Source organism: Mesorhizobium montanum, from assembly GCF_033977145.1.
GTDB classification, from domain to species: Bacteria; Pseudomonadota; Alphaproteobacteria; order Rhizobiales; family Rhizobiaceae; genus Mesorhizobium; species Mesorhizobium montanum.
Genome location: NZ_JAVIJF010000012.1, coordinates 101639 through 117709, shown reverse-complemented (window position 1 = coordinate 117709; position 16071 = coordinate 101639). Strand labels below are relative to the sequence as shown.

Here is a 16071-nt window from a genome sequence, read left to right as displayed (position 1 = left end):
AATAGGTGAGGGCAAGATGCCGGGCTGGGTTCGCGAAGGCTGGGTGCTATTGCGGCAGAGTGGCGCCGGCTACGTCAACGACAATGCGCTGAGCCACGGCGCGGCGATCGCTTTCTATGCCACGACTTCACTGGCGCCGATCCTTCTCATCGTCGTGGCGATCGCCGGTTTCGTCATCGGCAACGATGCCGCGCAGCTGGCGCTGTCGGCCGAGATATCGGGCGTCATGGGACCGCAGAGCGCCGATCTGCTCAAGGCAACGATCGAGAGCGCGGCGCACCGCTGGTCAGGCACGCTTGCGACGCTCACAGGGCTGGTCACGCTTTTCGTCACCGCATCCGGCGTTTTCGGCGAGATGCAGCAGTCGCTCAACGAAATCTGGAAGGTGAAGCCCAACGGCGTGTCGCTGTCGCGCCTGGTGCGGGCGAGGGCGGCGAGCCTCGGCCTGGTGGCGGCGCTCGGCTTCCTGCTCCTGGTGTCACTCGCGGCGAGCACGGCGATCGCCGCGCTAGGCGAATTGATCAACCGCAGTCTGCCGTTCGGGGAACTGATCGTGAGCTCCATCAACACGGTCGTCTCCTTCGCGCTGATCGCACTGCTCTTTGCCGCAATTTACAAGGTCCTGCCGGATCGCACGCTCGAATGGCGCGACGTCGGTGTCGGTGCGGTTGTCACGGCGCTGCTCTTCACCATCGGCAAGTCGCTGATCGGCTGGTACATCGGCACCAGCGCCATCGCCACCACCTATGGCGCCGCCGGCGCGCTGATGGTGGTGCTGGTCTGGGTCTACTACTCGGCGCAGATTTTTCTCTTCGGCGCCGAGATCACACGCGCTTATTCGGTGCGCCGCGGCAGCCGGCGCGACCTCGCGCCGGTCGTGGCGGACGCAAGCGACCGGGCTGCGCCACCGGACGAAACAATGCCGGCCAACGCTAGCCATTTTGGGGCCGAGGCGCCTCGGGCAACGGCATTCGGCGACCGGATCGGCGTATGGATTGTCGTCAGCAGCCTGATCACGCTGCTCGTCGCGCGGGTTTTGCGCCGTAGAGGCTGACGCCAACGTCGCCGGCCTGGCGATCCTACCGCCGTTCTTCCTGCCGTTTCTCGATCTCGTAGGAAAGCCAGCGGCAGAACATGCCGATGATCGAGGTGGCGGCTCCGCCGAGCAGACAGGCGATCAGCAAGGGGCTTTTCGATGCATTCTCCCAGCTGACGATCGCCAGCAGGGTCACGCTCACGGTTGAGATCAGATAGCCTGTGCCCTTGAGCAGATGAAGCGACGATCTGGTCATGCTGGCCCGCCTTCCAACTGGAACATTTGACCGTGACCCGAGGTTCCATTTGCGCGGGTGTCCCTCCAGGATAGCTGGATCGAGGGAAGGTCCTGCCGTCCGCTGATCGCCGCTATGCAGCCTCGGCCGCGACGTTGACGGCGGATTCGGCAAGCTCGGTGAGCGCGGCATCCGTCTCCTTTTCCTCGGTCAGCGTCTTGTCGAGCAGGTTGACTGCTTCGGTGAGGCCGAGTTCGGAAGCCCAGGTTCTGAGCGTGCCGTAACGCGAAATCTCGTAATGCTCGACGGCTTGAGCTGCGGCCAGCAGCCCGGCATCGAGTGAGGGCGAGCCTTTGTAATCCTCCATGATCTCAGCGCCTTCCTCGGTGATGCCCATGATGGCAGCACAGGTCTTGCCCGCTGGCTTCTTGTCGATCACCTCGAAGACTTCTTCGAGACGCGCGACATGTTCCTCTGTCTGGGTGCGATGCTTTTCGAAGGCTGCCCTCAGGGCCTCGTCCTGCGCGGCCTTGGCCATCTTGGGCAGTGTGGTGAGAATTTTCTTCTCGGCGAAATAAATGTCTTTCAGCGTATCGTGGAAAAGTTCGTTCAGGCCCTTCTTCGAGGCCGCTTTGGTCGTCGCCATTTGCGCATCTCCTGGTGGGTTGGATCATTTTCAACACGGCCGCCCGCAAGTTGTTCCGAACAGTTTTTTTGCCGGCGGGGGCCGTGATTGATCAATTGTTATTGACGAAGTCACGCTGATCTTTCTGACGCTTCGACTAGGCCCAGGACTCCAGGATTTCGTCCACGGGAGCGACCTCGACATGGTGCGAATATCTTTTGGTGAACAGCTTTACGATACTGTCATAGGCTTCGTCGGAGGTGCTGCAAATCGCGTCCTCGGCTAGGATCGTCCGAAAGCCGAAATCGATGGCTCCAAGGAGCGTCGCCAGAACGCACATGTCGGCCTCGCCTCCGCTGATGACAATCGTGTCGACATCCTCCACTGCGAGCGCGCGTCTTAATCTACCTCCGAACCAAGGCGAATAGACAGGTTTGTCGAACTGTCGGGCCGGCGGAACGAAATCCTTCAGCTCCGGCGCCAGCTCGATGACGTCCATCCCTGCTTTTTCGAGTGTCATTTCTGCCCAATGTTCATAATACCTAACCCACTGGCCATGCCCGTCTCCTGCCCGTAGCGCCGGAATGAAGCGGGTGAAGATGGTGCGCGCCGGCCACCTCTCGGTGAGTCGAAGCACTTTGGGCAGAGTCTGGGGAAACCACTCGACCGCCCACGGTCCGGGAGGCATGAACATGCGCTGCATGTCGACGCAGATATGCATGGCGTTTGGAGGAATGGGGCCGGAGATAGGCATCCGCCGTTCACTGGTCGGCGAATTTTCGCTTGAAGGATTTCATCCCTTTCGTCAGCGAAAGCTTGGCTTCGGCAGCGTTCTGCCAGCCCTTCAGCTTGATTTTCTTGCCGGTGCCCAGCACCGACGAAAGGAAGAATTGTTCTATTTCCCGGCGAAGATCCCGCGGGACATCGGCGGTAGCCACTGGCTCATCCGGCGCGTCTTCCTTGTGAGGGCAGAAGATATACCTGTCGTTACGAACCTTCGTGCCGTCGGGATCACGCTGCTTCACCCTCAGTGCGCCCAGTAAGTTGCACTTGATGACGACGCCCGGCGCCGCAGCCGCCTGGTGGATGACCAGCCCGTCCAGCGGATCTCCGTCGTCGCCCAACGTCGAAGGTACGAAACCCCAATCGTAAGGATAAGTGTTTCCGACAGGAAGAGGCCGAGAATATTCAAACACGCCGGTCTTCGGCTCATAGGCAAGCTTTGCCGCAGACCCGCGCGGCGTTTCAACGATCACACGAAACAGATTGCGGCAGGTTGCCGGGAGTCTCAGATAGTCCGCCATGGCCAAGCTCGATCGAAGTCATGCTTGGCAAGAGAACCTTGCAGCGGCGCGAATGTTCCCGCCCATCCGATGGCCGTTCGCTAAGCGCGACGCGGGCGTATTGCGAGCCTTAATTCATTTCGCTTGGAGGACTGCGGTGACGCTACCATCGCCAAGCAGCACGACAATTTCTGCAAGATGACTAAGGAACTCGGCGGCGCGAACTGACGCCGGTCGGTCGGCGGCAAGGAACGGCGGCTGTTCGGCCGCCGTTTTTATCGTTGACGCGTCGGGAGGATACGCAGGCTCATTGGAATCTCGAGAACAGTAAGCCGCCGTCTAGCCGCAAACGGAGGCAGGGCTCCGCCCCGATGTCACCGCTGTCGATCCGAATTGGGTCGTAGCGACCCCTCTACAAGACCCATTGCGCGACGAGGCCCGCCGACGAAGCCGCCATTGTCGATGTCGCAAGCCAGCCGAGCGCGCGCAACCAGCCTTGAACCGGGCATTCCCCCATGATGTCCTTGCGGCCGGCCATCAGCATCATGACGACCATGACGGGGACGGCGCATATGCCATTGATCACGGCGCTCCAATAAAGCGCCTTGATCGGATCGATCGGGGTAAACATGATCCCGGTACCAAGGGCGGTCGCGGCGGCGAGCGTCGCGTAAAACGCCACCGCTTCCTTCGGCTTGCGCTGAAGCCCGACCGGCCAGCGCAGAGCCTCGCCGACGGCGAAAGCCGCCGAACCCGCCAGCACTGGCACCGCCAGAAGACCGGTGCCGATGATCCCAGCCGAGAAGATGATAAAGGCGAATTTTCCGGCCGCCGGCTCCAATGCCTTTGCAGCATCTGTGGACGACGCGATGTCCGTCACTCCCGCTTTATGAAGCGTGGCGGCGGTGGTGAAGATGATTGCAAGCGCAATCAGATTCGAAAAGGCCATTCCGACGAGCGTGTCCGCGCGTATTCGCCCGAAGGCCCTGGACGCTTGCCAGGGAGCCCATCGCAGCGGCTTGGCGGTTGGCTTGAGTTCTTCCTCTTCGACCTCCTGCGAGGCTTGCCAGAAGAACAGATAAGGGGAGATCGTCGTGCCAAGGATCGCGAGCAGCGTGGTGAGGAAAGTGCCGCTCCATTCAATGTGCGGGACGAACAATCCTATGGCCGCATCAGTCCAGGGCACATGCGCCGCAAACATCGCAATGACATAGGCAAACAGGCTCAATGTGGTCCACTTGAGGACTTTCACATAGCGGGTGTAGTCGAGGAAGACGATCGCGCAGACACAGATGATTGCGAAAGCGATGACATAGAGCGGGCGCGGTCCGCCGATGAGCAGTTTCAACGCGTCCGCCATGGCGCTGAGATCGGCGCCGATGTTGATGACGTTGGCGGCGAACAGAAGCATCACCACAAGGTAAAGCAGCGAAGCCGGATAATGCCGGCTGAGGTTGCCGGAGATACCCTTGCCGGTGGTGCGTCCGATGCGGGCGGCGATCTCCTGGATCGCCGCCATCAGCGGGAAGGTGAACAGCATGGCCCAGCCGATGTTGAAACCGAGTTGGGCTCCAGCCTGGCCGTAAGTTCCGATGCCGGACGGATCGTCGTCGGATGCCCCGGTGATGAACCCAGGTCCGATCGTGCGCAGGAATCGCTGGAATGGGCCCTTTGCCAGCGTGTTGCTTTGTTCTTTCTCGATTTGCGAACCGACCTCGGTCATCATCTGTCTTTCCATGTCCGCGCGCAGGCCGGGGAACAGCCGTCGAGGCAAGGACGACGGGTCGGCACGACCTGCACGATAAGTTGAGGAAGGCACTGCCGAATAATAAGCAATGGCTAACGAAGACATCCGGTAACCGGCAGATATGATTTCGGTTCCAGGGCGGTCGTTGCCTTGGCATCTCGGACCGAGGTCCTCATCGACATTTGTTTGGCTAACCCGCCCAGGTTCGGCGCCCCACAGCCCGGAACTCGAACGTGCCGGGCCGAAGCCTTGTCGGCGGCCTGCCGGTCAGTTCGACCACGCGGATCCATTTCTCGGCATCGCCGCGCAGCGTGACTTCGACGCTGAGCGCTTTCTGGGCAGCCTCATATGGCGCCATCGCCTCGACGGTGTGGCTCGATAGCACAGCTTGGCCCTCCATCTCGTCGACGCGATAGGCCTTCATTCGGCGCTCCAGAAGAAGACGCTAATTTAGAGAGGTGAAGATCGATACCACATTTGATATTGGCGGCCGACTTTTCTGGGTCGCGGGAACCGGCCAGCCCGGGTTTATCCATTCGGAACCGTGGGTTCTGCCAGGCGCCGAACGAGGCTGCCCGCGTAAATATATTCGGCTCGCCTTGCCGGGAACCAGATTAAACGCTATATCTATGCACATCGATCTTGTTGAACGAACGTTGTTTCAGCGCTTTGCGCCCTGACGATCTTCCCTCTCAATTTCGAAAACTGTGACGTTTGGCCTGTTGCCAAGCGGCGGCAATTTGTGTCGATTTGAAAGGAAATCGTATGACTACTGGAACTGTGAAGTTTTTCAACGCCACCAAAGGCTTCGGCTTCATCGAACAGGGCAACGGCCAGCCGGATGTGTTCGTTCATATCTCCGCCGTTGAGCGCGCCGGGATGCGTTCCCTCGTCGAAGGCCAGAAGGTAAGCTTCGACGTCGTCAAGGATGCTCGCAGCGGCAAGAGCGCCGCGGAGAACCTCCAGGCGGCCTAAACCATGCGTCGGCGCCTATGACCACGGATGCACCGGCATTGGCGCCGAGGTTTTGAGGGGAGGTCGGGTTCGCCCGGCCTTTTTCATTTGTATAGCGAGGTAGCACATGGCTGAGATGAATGTGTTCAAGCCGAAAGGCGACGCCAAGAACGAGGCAACCACCAAGACGGCGCGCGCCATCATCGACAACGAGGCCGCGGCCAGGATCGCAAAGACCGCCCGGCTTCGCGCTGCCAGAGAGGCGCGTGGGCCGGTGGTCGTGGAGCCGGTGAAGAAAGCGAAGAAAAAGGCTGCCGGCAAGTAAGCAGCGGCTCGCTGGATCGACCTTCCAGCCGGCGGGCCGGATGCGCGTAAAACTCGGACGGTCGCCTCATCCTGTCTTCGCGACTGGCCTCTCTTCGCGATCGGCTTGAGCCAGACCTCTTCAATGACCTTTGCCGTCGTTGGCGGAACCGCCTCGTCCGTTTCTTCGCGCAAGCTTGTCCAGCAGGGTTCGAAGGCGATCGGGAAGCTTGCGGTCTGTCCGGAAAAACGGCCACGCACGGAAATTCCGCCTCAACGTGTCGTTGGAAAATTGCCTTCTAAGCAGCCTGGCAAGAACGTCGTTCCGTTTTCGATCCTGGGCCATATTTCACACATGTCCTATCCTTGCGAAACAGACCGGAGGTCGACTTGTTCCCGGCGCGATTTGATTGTGGTCTCGGGCATCGGCGCATGGCCTGCGCGGGCCGGATCGCCCAGCGCTGCCGCTCCGATGTCACGCCTTTCTGGAAGCGACGCAAGCCGGCGCGCCAGCAGCGTTTGTCTCCATTTTTGGGGTGATGGAGCTCTAACGGATGCTGGCCTTGAGTGTTCCTGTGGCGGCGTTGGCGTCAGGGAAAATCGCGAAGCAACGGGAACATTCGCCCGACGCCGTTGTTCTTGAACGCAGATGGCGCGCAGCCCCGCTCCCCCCGCGAAAGGCGCGCCACCGACCGGGTTAAGACCCGCAGGCCCGCCTCGGCCGTCCCTCGCCGGGGCGGGCTCTATTTTGACGAGATCGGAAGGACCATGCTTCACGAAGCAGCACAGATCGCCGCGGACGCCCATCGCGGCCAGAAGGACAAGACCGGCCGGCCCTACATCGAACATCTGAGACGCGTTGCCGACGCGGTCGAAACGCTCGACGAAAAGACCGTCGCCTACCTGCATGACATCGTCGAGAAGGGCGAGGGCTGGAGCCTCGACCGGTTGCATGGCGCCGGCTTCGGCCTGCCGGTCGTGGCGGCGGTAGACGCGCTGACGAGGCGTATGGATGAGAGCGAGGAGGGCTTCATCTGCCGCGCCGCCTCCAACGAGCTTGCCTTGCCGGTGAAGATAGCCGACCTGCGCGACAATCTCTGGCAGGCGCATCAAGCGGGCGTCGCCCCGGACCGGTACGAGACGGGGCTCGGCATTCTGGACGAGCTGGCCGCCAGGGACTGACCCCAGCCTTGTCGGGCCTATGTCCGCCTTTTGGCGGTGACGCCAGCTATCCGATGAGTTGCAGCAGATCGACCGGCCCGTTCGCCATCGACCGCTCCCGCAGCGCCTTTTCGAGGTCGTTGCGCTTGTCGGGGCCCAGAACTTCGGGAAGGTCGAGCGCCGTCAGGGCCTGATCATCGAACTCGATCGGCGCCCCGTAGAGCTGCGCGATCTGCATCACCAGGCTTTCGATGTCCTCGCGGGCGATGTTCTCGCCGAGGTTCTTGAGCCTGATCTCTTCCGAAAGCCGGATGATGTTGACGATTCCGCTGGTTCGCAAGGCGTGTTGGACCTCGCTGTGAGCGTCATCGCGCAGCCGGTTTGAAAATTCTCGCAGCATCGGAAAAACCTCCTTTCGCGGGGCTTATCCCTCTGTCGTCACCATGCGCCCGGCGAAAGGCGAATGGCAACACACAAATGTTAAAAACGATAAATAAATCAGCTGGTTAGCATAGTTCATCAAATGCGGCTCCGCCGCATCCTTAGCAAGGTTAGCTTGATCACTGATTCGCAAATCACCCCTCTTGACGCTTTATGCGCTGTTTCCTATTTCTACTCACAGTGAGTGACATACTAACTCACAGTATTTGGGTCTGATGGAGGCAGAGGTGGCTGAGCTTGAACGGCCGCAACGGTTGCAGATCATGCTGACCGACGAGGAGCTGGCGGCGTTGGAAAACTGGCGTTTCGAAAAACGGATGCCGAGCCGCTCGGCCGCGGTGCGCGAGCTCTTGCGCCGCGGGCTGGCGTCGGATGGCTTTTTGACCGCTGACGCAGGCGCGAAATCGCAGGATTTCGGCGTAATATCGCTGGACAACAAGGCCGGCGATGGCTCCAGCAGCCCGAAGCCGTGAGCGGATGCGAACCGGGCCTCAACACGTTGCCTTGATGTCCACCGGCCCTAGTTAATGCGCATGACCAATTCCGGGGGGACTTTGCGACAGAATGCGGATGCCGACGCGCGCCTCGCCGCGATCGTCGATTCGTCTTATGACGCCATCATCGGCAAGGATCTGAACAGCATCATCACCGATTGGAATCACGCGGCCGAGCGCATGTTCGGCTGCAGCGCCGAGGAGGCCATCGGCCAGTCGATCCTGATGCTGATCCCGGAGCACATGCAGGACGAGGAAGTCGAGATCATCGCCCGGATCCGTCGGGGCGAGCGCATCCCGAGCTTCGAGACCACCCGAAGGCGCAAGGACGGATCGCTGATCGCCGTTTCGCTGACCATATCGCCGATCAAGAACAGTGCCGGCGAGACTGTCGGCGCGTCCACGATCGCCCGCGACATCAGCGCCGCCAAGGAAAGCGAGCGCCGCATCCGGCTCTTGATGCGCGAGGTCAACCATCGGGTGAAGAACCAGTTCGCGGTGATCCTGTCGATGGTCAGGGAAACCAGCAAGCGCTCGACCGACTCCGGCGAGTTCGAGCAGATGATCCGTTCGCGCATCATGGCGCTGTCGCGCTCGCACGACCTTCTGGTCACCTCGGAATGGGCCGGTGCCAGCCTGTTCGACCTCGTCCAGGAGCATTTGAAGCCTTTCGGCCATGAGGAGCGCATCTCGCTTTCCGGGCCGCTCCTGACGCTGCAGTCGAATGCTGTGCAGAACCTCGGCATGGCTTTTCACGAGCTCGGCACCAACTCGTCCAAATATGGCGCGCTGGCGGCCGAGGGTGGCCATGTCGAAATCACCTGGAAGGTCGAGACCGGCCCGCAGGCGCAGCGGCGCTTCCATCTGCTCTGGCACGAGACATCCAGCGCGACAGCCGTCGAGGCCGCGCCGAAGGCGGCCGAGCGCAAGGATTTCGGCGACCGCAAGGGTTTTGGCACGGTGGTGCTGCAACGGGTGGCGCCGCAGTCGCTGAGCGGTTCCTCCAGCCTCGAACGTTCGCCCGGCAGCGTGAAATGGGCGCTCGACGCGCCGCTCGAGGCAATCGTCATGCCGCAGCTTGGCGCCGAGGACGCAAGCGATTTCAACGGGTAAAGCGCCTGCACAGCCGACTCCTCCCCTTGCAGGTCCGTAAAAGTGTATTACATCATGTAACAGAGCGTGCCCAATTGCACGCCAATGTAGTTGGTCAGGCTTCATCGATGGAGGTTGTCATGCCAAGCAAACTGATGGAAGAAAGGAAGAGCAAGGACTGGATCACTCTGGTTCTCGCAATCTGCCTGTTCATCTCCCCGTGGGTCATCGGATTCGCCGCGGCAATGGTGCCCGCGTGGAACGCCTGGATTGTCGGCGTCCTGCTCGGCGCTCTGGCTTTGGCGACGCTTTCGATGTTCGCCGAATGGGAGGAATGGGTAAATCTCGTCCTCGGACTTTGGCTGATCGTGTCGCCCTGGCTGCTGCACTTCGCGGCTGACAGGAATGTAATGATCACGCATGTCGTCCTCGGCGTGCTCGTGATCGTGGCGTCGGCCTGGGCCGTCTGGGACGTTCGCCACCCGCACGCGCATGCGTAAGCGGTGAAAGACCGGGAGCTCGCCGCGCAAGCGGCGGGCTCTTTTTGACATCGGGGCATCGGGCTGAACGGCGGTTGCGGCGCCTTCAATTGCTGCAATCGGAAACGTTTTCGTGCATTCTTGGGAATGGCCTCGATGCTCAACCCCGACACACCCGCCAAATGCTGTTCCTATTGCGGCGGCCGCGACCATGATTTCGAGGAATGCCCGAAGCGCAAGGCCGATGCCGAGAAGGAAAAGGTGGCGCGGGGCCCCGAGTCGGCTGCTCGCGGGGAGCCTGGCCTGAACTGATTTCCGAACGCCGGCCGCAGGTCCCTTCGCACCCTTGCCCTGCTCATCCGAGACCTGACTTTTTCTGGGATGGTCGAAGAACGGCGTTGAACCGGTCTATAATCGCCACGGGGGTGCGCGGATGGCGGATGTCGTCTCAATCGGAACGGGTGCGGAGGCTGTCGGGCGGTTGTCGGCGGGACGCTTACAGTTTTTCGCGTTCATGGCGATCGCCGCGTTCATGATCGCCGGACCGGCCGCCGAGCAGGTCTTCGGGGTCCAATCGCCATTGCTGCGCTCCTGGACCATGTTCAGTGCGATCGGGCTCGACGTGATCGACGCTTCCTTCGAAATTCGCCGACCCGATGGCGCGCTTGTCCCGCTCGACCGGTTCGAGATCCTCGGCGCTCCGCGCGACGGCAGGCTGAAGCGGATGGAAAGCCGCGAGGAACTGGCTTCCGTCATCCAGCGGCTCTGTACGGCCGCCGGGCAAGGCGCCGATATCCGTGTCCGCGCGCGGCAGGGCGCGCGTAGCGGCTGGCGGATCATCCGTACCGATACCGAAAATGCCTGCGCCGACTGACTCCATCGCTGACTGGACCGGCTGGCGTCCGATTCAGGCCATGACGGCACGGTTCGCCGACTGGGCGGTCGGTTCGGAAGGCTCGTCGCGTTCGTCCGCGCTGGTCCGCATCGGCCTGGCGATGCTGTTCTGGTCGCGTTGGGCGGGCGAATTGCTGCTCTACAGGGACCAGTCGCCGATCGGCCTGTTCCTGGCGGCCAACTTCTTCGTCGCGACAGTGCTGCTCTTCATCGGCTATCACAGCCGCGCTGCCGCTGTCTGGACGGGCTCGGTCGCGATGGCGATGTACTACTATTTCGGCCACCAGCTCGGTCGCGAGCCCTGGACCCACCATCATATCTATCTGCTTGCCGTCGCCGCGCTGCTGATCGCGCTCACCCCCTGCGGCCGCTCCTATTCGCTGGACCGCTACCTGGCGGTGATGCGCGCCGAGCGCACGGGCCTTCCGCCGCCGGCGGAGCGCGGCAATCTGTGGGGGCTGCGGCTGATCGTGGTGCAGCTCTCGGTGCTCTATTTCTTTACCGCCTTCGACAAATCGAACCACGCCTTTCTCAGCGGCGCGCGGATCGAGCAGATATTCCTCTGGTATTACGCGGGGTCGGACTATCCGGCCGGCCTTGCGTGGCCCGCCACGATCGTATCCGTTGCCGTGGTCGGGCTCGAATATTGCCTGGCCTTTGGCCTGCCGTTTCGTCGCACAAGGCGCTATCTGGTCCTGCCGGGCCTGGCCTTTCACGCCATCATCTATGTGACGCTGCCGGTCTATACGTTCAGCGCCACCGTGGCGTTGCTCTATCTTGCCTATTTCGATGCGAATGCCGTCGACAAGGTCATCGTGCGACTCCAGGGGATCGGATCCGCCGGGACAGAGGGAGTGTCGTGAAGCGCTGTTTGTTGTTTTCGGGCGCCCTCGTCGTCGCGCCGGCAATCGGTTTGGCCATGTTCTGCGGCGCGGCGCGTGCCGGCAGTGCGAAGGACTATTATCCCAAGCGCACATGGGATTCCTTCAACGGTGGTCAGATGAACACCTCGATCCTCGTGTTCCGCGACCTCAACAGGAATGGGATCTATGATCTCGGCGACCGGCCGATGCCGCATGTGGCCGTCGAGCTCGGCAAGCCGAGCGGCGATACCATCATGAGATGGACTAATGTCAGCGGCTTTGCCAATTTCGCGATGTCTGTTCTCCAGCGCAATCTCGAGGTTGTCGATCCCGGGCATTACGCGTTCCGGGTCGTGCCTCCGCCAGGCTGGTCCGTCACCACCGGGAACGCATCGCAGGAAAGCGATTATGTTGCTTCCCCTGGCTCGCCCGGCGACATGATCGCGACGCGCACGACGCATCCGGTCGGGCTTGCGGCGGATCTGACGATCGGCGGCGCGGCCGCCGCCGGCTCGCGCGTTTCCCTCACAGGGCCGGACGGATCCACTGCCGCCGCCAAAGTCGATCCGGATGGGCGGTTCAGCGTAGCCGTGACACCAGGCGAATGGCTGGTCGATTTTTCGACCGACGGCGCGACGCAGCGGCGCAAAATTGTGGTCGGCAAGGCGCCGGTCGTGCTCTCGGCCCTTTCGGGCAAGGGCGGACCAGCGGTGCAGCCGCTGCCCAATCGGCATGTCGTCGGCTTCGACGACCTGCTGACGACGTCGGGCGTGTTCGAAATTCCGTCCGGCTATGGCGGGCTCGACTGGTACAATCTGGTTGCCATGCACCAGCGCTTCACCGACGGCCCTGGCTACATCAACACGACCATGTCGGGGGAATTCATCGCCTACAACAGCTCAGGCCATCCTGGGCAGGTGTCCAGCGACAAGCCGTTCGATTTTACGGGTGCCTATTTCGGCGCCGGCTGGAACGACGCGGAGGGCGAGACGCTTATGATCGAGGCCTGGCGGGGCGATCAGCCTGCATATGAGGATCAGCTTATGCTGTCCGCGAGCGGCCCGGTCTACTTCGCGGCCGACTACATGCGCATCACGCGGCTCGAGATCCGGACACAGCATCACTGGCAGGCCGCGATCGACGATTTTGCCTACCGCACCGGCCCGTAGCGCGGTCCAGAGAGCGATCTGGCGCCGGCATGCCGGCCCCCCGTCGCCGGAGGCTCCGAGGTCGCCTCATGCTTGTCGCAAAACAGCGCGCGGCGGTTCTGGGCTGACAAACAAGAGCTCGAAGCGCGTCATCTGAATCCGCTTCAGCGCGACGCGCTTGAAGGTCAAGCAGCGTCAGCAAGACGATCGCGGGGAGGTTCCGCAGGAACGGGGGCCGCCGTCCGAACGGCCGAAGCTGCTGTTGTGATGGCCGCCGCCGCCATGGCCCCCTGAGTTGCCATTCCCGCCGGAACTGCCATTGCCGCCGGAACCACCATTTCCAGCGGAGCCGCCGTTGCCACCGGCGCCACCGTTTCCGCCGCCATTTCCAGCGGAGCCGCCATTGCCACCGTTGCCACCGGCGCCACCGTTGCCGCCATTTCCAGCGGTGCCACCATTGCCGCCGTTTCCACCAGCGCCACCGTTGCCGCCGGAACCACCGTTTCCGCCGCCATTTCCAGCGGAGCCGCCGTTGCCACCGTTGCCACCAGCGCCACCGTTTCCGCCGGAACCACCGTTTCCGCCGCCGTTTCCAGCGGAGCCGCCGTTGCCGCCGTTGCCACCGGCGCCACCATTTCCGCCGCCGTTTCCAGCGGAGCCGCCATTGCCGCCGTTTCCACCAGCGCCACCGTTTCCGCCGGAACCACCGTTTCCGCCGCCGTTTCCAGCGGAGCCGCCGTTGCCGCCGTTTCCACCGGCGCCACCGTTACCGCCATTGCCGCCTGCGGCCTGTGCCAGAAGAGCGCGCTTGGCCTCCTGCATTTGGGCTACCGGATCCATCGACCGGTCGAATCCGTTTCGCTGCTCCGGCAACACCGACGCCGCGCGAGTTGCCGCGGCCGTCGGCAGCAGTATGGTCGATGCGAGCAGCGCCGCCGCCAGAATACTCTTCAATTGCGGGAAGGAACGGAGCGCGATATCGGCATTCGCCATGAAGGCGAACAACTGTAGGCGTCCTGCCGATAGCCGCCCGGCAGGCTCCGCACCCGTTCTGATCGAGATGATTTCAGCCACCCGCGTACCCCCGTCGCGAGTATAGACCGGTTCGACATCCGGTCTTCGACCATCCCAGAAAAAGTCAGGGCTCGACGCCCCCTGCGCGGCCGGCGTCCACGGCTCATTTGGTGTGCGCGGCTCTCGCCACACGTCCCGCCGCCTCGGCGAACGAGATGTCGCCCTTGATCTCGCGCATCGCCATCGACGTCACCGTGCGGCGCACGCCGGGCAGGCGGCTGAGCTCCTCGCGCAGCATCCGGTCGAGCGCCATCATGTCGACGGTGACGATCTGCAAGAGGTAGTCGGCCTCGCCGGTGGTGGCGTAGCAGCGGCGGATCAGCGGATGTTTTTGCACCGCCGCCTCGAAGGCGTCCGACACTTCGAAATCGATCGACACCTGGATGAAGGCCTCGATGCCGAAGCCGATCCTGGCCGGATCGATGCGGGTCGAATATCCACGGATGATACCGGCCTCTTCCAGCGCCTTCACCCGTTTCCAGCACGGCGTCTTGCTCAAGCCGACGTCCTCGGCCAGCTCGCCGAAGGAAATCCGCGCGTCGCGCTCGAGCGCGGCCACTATTCTGCGGTCGAGAGCGTCCAGCATCGTTCGTTCTCCAATATAGCAATAAAATGCGATAATCGTCCTTCATTTCCTGTTATTTGAATAACAGAAAGGAACAATGTTCAAGCCAAAAGCGCTATGCTTGTCGCAAGGTCGCAAACCATGCCCGCGCGAGGAGATGAGCCATGGACAAGAAGGACTATCACGCCCGCATCGAGACGCCCGAGATGCGCGACTACGGCGTCTACCTGCAGTGCGACAAGCTGCTGACCTGCCAGAAGCCGCTCGCCGATATGGTCAATGCCGACGAATTGCAGTTCCAGATCGTGCATCAGGTCGAGGAACTATGGATGAAGCTCATCGCCTACACGCTGGTCGACGTTCTCGATTATCTGGAAAGAGAGGACACGCACCGCGTCGTCACGCTGATGGGCCGGGTGCACCGGCTGATGCGCATGATGACGGCGCAGCTCGATCTCCTGGAAACCATGTCGCCCAAGGAGTACCAGCAGATCCGGCTGCAGCTCGGCAATGGCAGCGGCCAGGAATCGCCGGGTTTCAAGTTCTTGCTGCGCCTGCCGCCGGATCTTTGGCGGGCCTTCAAGCATGCCTACCTCGACGGCCGCAAGCTGAGCATCGAGGACATCTATGATGCCCGCTACGACCACGGCGATTCCTACGTCGTGGCCGAGGCGCTGATCGAGTTCGACGAGTTGTTCCAGAAATTCCGCGCCAACCACCTCTATCTGATCCACCGTTCGATCGGCCTCGGCGCGAAGTCGCTGAAAGGCAGGCCGGTGGAGATCCTCGAAGGCGGCGCCCGCCAGCGCTTCTTTCCCGAGCTCTGGGACATTCGCTGCGACATGACGGACCGCTGGGGCGCCGAATACGGCACCGTGCGCGAGTCGATCAGCCATCCGCCGCAGGCCCAGGCGGGGTAGGGGGGCAAACCTTCTTCTCCCCTTGTAGGGAGAAGGTGGATCGGCGCGCAGCGCCGAGACGGACAAGGGGTGCTCCAGCGGAGTGAGACGCTGGTTTTCCCTGGAACACCCCTCATCCGGCCGCTGCGCGGCCACCTTCTCCACAAGGGGAGAAGGCAAGGCCCGCCAACAATTTCCCACCCCTTGTCGGAACCATCGCGCCTCGTCCGTCCTTGGAGCACATCAACCGCTTCAACAATCCGGAGGGATAATCGTGGAAACGCAATCGACCTGGCAGACCGTTGCCATTCTCCTCGCGCGCCTGGTCTTCGCCGCCATGTTCGCCATGGGCGTGGCTTTCAAGTTCATGGACATGGGCGCCACCGCCGGCTACATCGCCGCCGCCGGCTTCCCGTTGCCATTGTTTCTGGCCTGGTGCGCTGCGATCCTCGAAACGCTGCTGGTGATCGCCTTCTTGACCGGCGCCTTCCTGACCCCGGCGGCGCTGATCGGCGCGGTGTATGTCGTCTTCCTCGGCTTCGCCTTCCATGGCCCGTCGCATTGGGCCTCCAACCAGGCCGAGTTCGGCGCCTTCATGTCGCATTTCCCGTTTGCCGCCGGGCTGCTCGTCGCCGCGGTGCACGGCCCGGGCAGCGTGCTCGCGCTGCGCCAGGGCTGGCCGGGCCGGGCGTGAGCTTTTTCCTTCTCCCCGTTTTACGGCAGGGCAATCGCATATGATTCTTGCGAAGAAGGACCCCCACCCTAACCCTCCCCACAA

The 16071-nt window shown here is 62.2% G+C and carries 22 protein-coding genes; 13 read left to right on the top strand and 9 right to left on the bottom strand.

What is annotated here, in order from left to right; genetic code table 11:
• Positions 1 to 16 precede the first annotated feature (16 nt).
• Positions 17 to 1054: a YihY/virulence factor BrkB family protein gene (locus RFM68_RS17725; RefSeq protein WP_320234284.1), complete on the top strand. Its 1038-nt coding sequence runs from the start codon at positions 17 to 19 to the stop codon at positions 1052 to 1054.
• Between the two features lie 25 nt (positions 1055 to 1079).
• Here RFM68_RS17725 and RFM68_RS17720 read toward each other — a convergent pair whose 3' ends face one another.
• The 6 genes from RFM68_RS17720 to RFM68_RS17695 form a co-directional block, all read right to left on the bottom strand.
• Positions 1080 to 1292, bottom strand: a complete 213-nt coding sequence (locus RFM68_RS17720) for a hypothetical protein (RefSeq protein WP_320234283.1) — start codon at positions 1290 to 1292, stop codon at positions 1080 to 1082.
• A gap of 112 nt (positions 1293 to 1404) precedes the next feature.
• Entirely contained in the window at positions 1405 to 1917 is a 513-nt protein-coding gene (locus RFM68_RS17715; protein ID WP_320234282.1) for a YciE/YciF ferroxidase family protein, read from the bottom strand.
• A 136-nt stretch (positions 1918 to 2053) separates the two neighbouring features.
• On the bottom strand, positions 2054 to 2617 hold the full coding sequence (locus RFM68_RS17710) for a cysteine hydrolase family protein (RefSeq protein ID WP_320234384.1): 564 nt from the start codon (positions 2615 to 2617) through the stop codon (positions 2054 to 2056).
• A gap of 40 nt (positions 2618 to 2657) precedes the next feature.
• Positions 2658 to 3200, bottom strand: coding sequence for an inorganic diphosphatase (locus tag RFM68_RS17705; RefSeq protein WP_320234281.1), 543 nt, complete (start codon positions 3198 to 3200; stop codon positions 2658 to 2660).
• 391 nt (positions 3201 to 3591) lie between these two features.
• On the bottom strand, positions 3592 to 4902 hold the full coding sequence (locus tag RFM68_RS17700) for an NRAMP family divalent metal transporter (protein ID WP_320234383.1): 1311 nt from the start codon (positions 4900 to 4902) through the stop codon (positions 3592 to 3594).
• Between the two features lie 214 nt (positions 4903 to 5116).
• Positions 5117 to 5350 (bottom strand): hypothetical protein, encoded by a 234-nt coding sequence (locus RFM68_RS17695; RefSeq protein WP_320234280.1) that lies wholly within the window; start codon positions 5348 to 5350, stop codon positions 5117 to 5119.
• A 341-nt stretch (positions 5351 to 5691) separates the two neighbouring features.
• On the opposite strand from RFM68_RS17695, the gene RFM68_RS17690 reads away from it, so the two are divergent.
• From RFM68_RS17690 to RFM68_RS17680, 3 genes are all read left to right on the top strand, one after another.
• Positions 5692 to 5901, top strand: a complete 210-nt coding sequence (locus RFM68_RS17690; protein ID WP_320234279.1) for a cold-shock protein — start codon at positions 5692 to 5694, stop codon at positions 5899 to 5901.
• A 106-nt stretch (positions 5902 to 6007) separates the two neighbouring features.
• Positions 6008 to 6205 carry a hypothetical protein gene (locus RFM68_RS17685; protein WP_430694876.1) on the top strand — a complete coding sequence of 66 codons (198 nt, stop codon included), beginning with the start codon at positions 6008 to 6010 and terminating at the stop codon, positions 6203 to 6205.
• Positions 6206 to 6951: 746 nt separating this feature from the next.
• Positions 6952 to 7365 carry an HD domain-containing protein gene (locus tag RFM68_RS17680; protein WP_320234278.1) on the top strand — a complete coding sequence of 138 codons (414 nt, stop codon included), beginning with the start codon at positions 6952 to 6954 and terminating at the stop codon, positions 7363 to 7365.
• A 46-nt stretch (positions 7366 to 7411) separates the two neighbouring features.
• Here the strand turns inward: RFM68_RS17680 and RFM68_RS17675 are convergent, their stop codons facing one another.
• On the bottom strand, positions 7412 to 7744 hold the full coding sequence (locus RFM68_RS17675) for a hypothetical protein (RefSeq protein WP_320234277.1): 333 nt from the start codon (positions 7742 to 7744) through the stop codon (positions 7412 to 7414).
• Between the two features lie 268 nt (positions 7745 to 8012).
• Between RFM68_RS17675 and RFM68_RS17670 the strand changes: the two genes are divergently transcribed.
• From RFM68_RS17670 to RFM68_RS17640, 7 genes are all read left to right on the top strand, one after another.
• Positions 8013 to 8258 carry a hypothetical protein gene (locus tag RFM68_RS17670; RefSeq protein ID WP_320234381.1) on the top strand — a complete coding sequence of 82 codons (246 nt, stop codon included), beginning with the start codon at positions 8013 to 8015 and terminating at the stop codon, positions 8256 to 8258.
• A 60-nt stretch (positions 8259 to 8318) separates the two neighbouring features.
• Positions 8319 to 9392 (top strand): sensor histidine kinase, encoded by a 1074-nt coding sequence (locus RFM68_RS17665; RefSeq protein WP_430694875.1) that lies wholly within the window; start codon positions 8319 to 8321, stop codon positions 9390 to 9392.
• 119 nt (positions 9393 to 9511) lie between these two features.
• Positions 9512 to 9871 carry an SPW repeat protein gene (locus RFM68_RS17660; RefSeq protein WP_320234275.1) on the top strand — a complete coding sequence of 120 codons (360 nt, stop codon included), beginning with the start codon at positions 9512 to 9514 and terminating at the stop codon, positions 9869 to 9871.
• 135 nt (positions 9872 to 10006) lie between these two features.
• Positions 10007 to 10162: a hypothetical protein gene (locus tag RFM68_RS17655; protein WP_320234274.1), complete on the top strand. Its 156-nt coding sequence runs from the start codon at positions 10007 to 10009 to the stop codon at positions 10160 to 10162.
• A gap of 121 nt (positions 10163 to 10283) precedes the next feature.
• Positions 10284 to 10724: a hypothetical protein gene (locus RFM68_RS17650; protein WP_320234273.1), complete on the top strand. Its 441-nt coding sequence runs from the start codon at positions 10284 to 10286 to the stop codon at positions 10722 to 10724.
• A gap of 40 nt (positions 10725 to 10764) precedes the next feature.
• Positions 10765 to 11607: an HTTM domain-containing protein gene (locus tag RFM68_RS17645; protein ID WP_320234272.1), complete on the top strand. Its 843-nt coding sequence runs from the start codon at positions 10765 to 10767 to the stop codon at positions 11605 to 11607.
• Positions 11604 to 12776, top strand: a complete 1173-nt coding sequence (locus RFM68_RS17640) for a hypothetical protein (protein WP_320234271.1) — start codon at positions 11604 to 11606, stop codon at positions 12774 to 12776. Before RFM68_RS17645 ends, RFM68_RS17640 begins: the two co-directional genes overlap by 4 nt.
• A gap of 164 nt (positions 12777 to 12940) precedes the next feature.
• Here the strand turns inward: RFM68_RS17640 and RFM68_RS17635 are convergent, their stop codons facing one another.
• The gene (locus tag RFM68_RS17635; RefSeq protein WP_320234270.1) at positions 12941 to 13531 is read right to left on the bottom strand and encodes a hypothetical protein; all 591 of its coding nucleotides are present in this window, start codon (positions 13529 to 13531) and stop codon (positions 12941 to 12943) included.
• Positions 13532 to 13932: 401 nt separating this feature from the next.
• A complete protein-coding gene (locus RFM68_RS17630; RefSeq protein ID WP_320234269.1) occupies positions 13933 to 14415 on the bottom strand; it encodes an Lrp/AsnC family transcriptional regulator in 483 nt (160 codons plus the stop codon).
• Between the two features lie 143 nt (positions 14416 to 14558).
• Between RFM68_RS17630 and RFM68_RS17625 the strand changes: the two genes are divergently transcribed.
• Both RFM68_RS17625 and RFM68_RS17620 read left to right on the top strand, forming a co-directional pair.
• The gene (locus RFM68_RS17625) at positions 14559 to 15314 is read left to right on the top strand and encodes a tryptophan 2,3-dioxygenase family protein (protein ID WP_320234268.1); all 756 of its coding nucleotides are present in this window, start codon (positions 14559 to 14561) and stop codon (positions 15312 to 15314) included.
• A gap of 250 nt (positions 15315 to 15564) precedes the next feature.
• Positions 15565 to 15987, top strand: a complete 423-nt coding sequence (locus RFM68_RS17620) for a DoxX family protein (RefSeq protein ID WP_320234380.1) — start codon at positions 15565 to 15567, stop codon at positions 15985 to 15987.
• Positions 15988 to 16071: the final 84 nt, after the last annotated feature.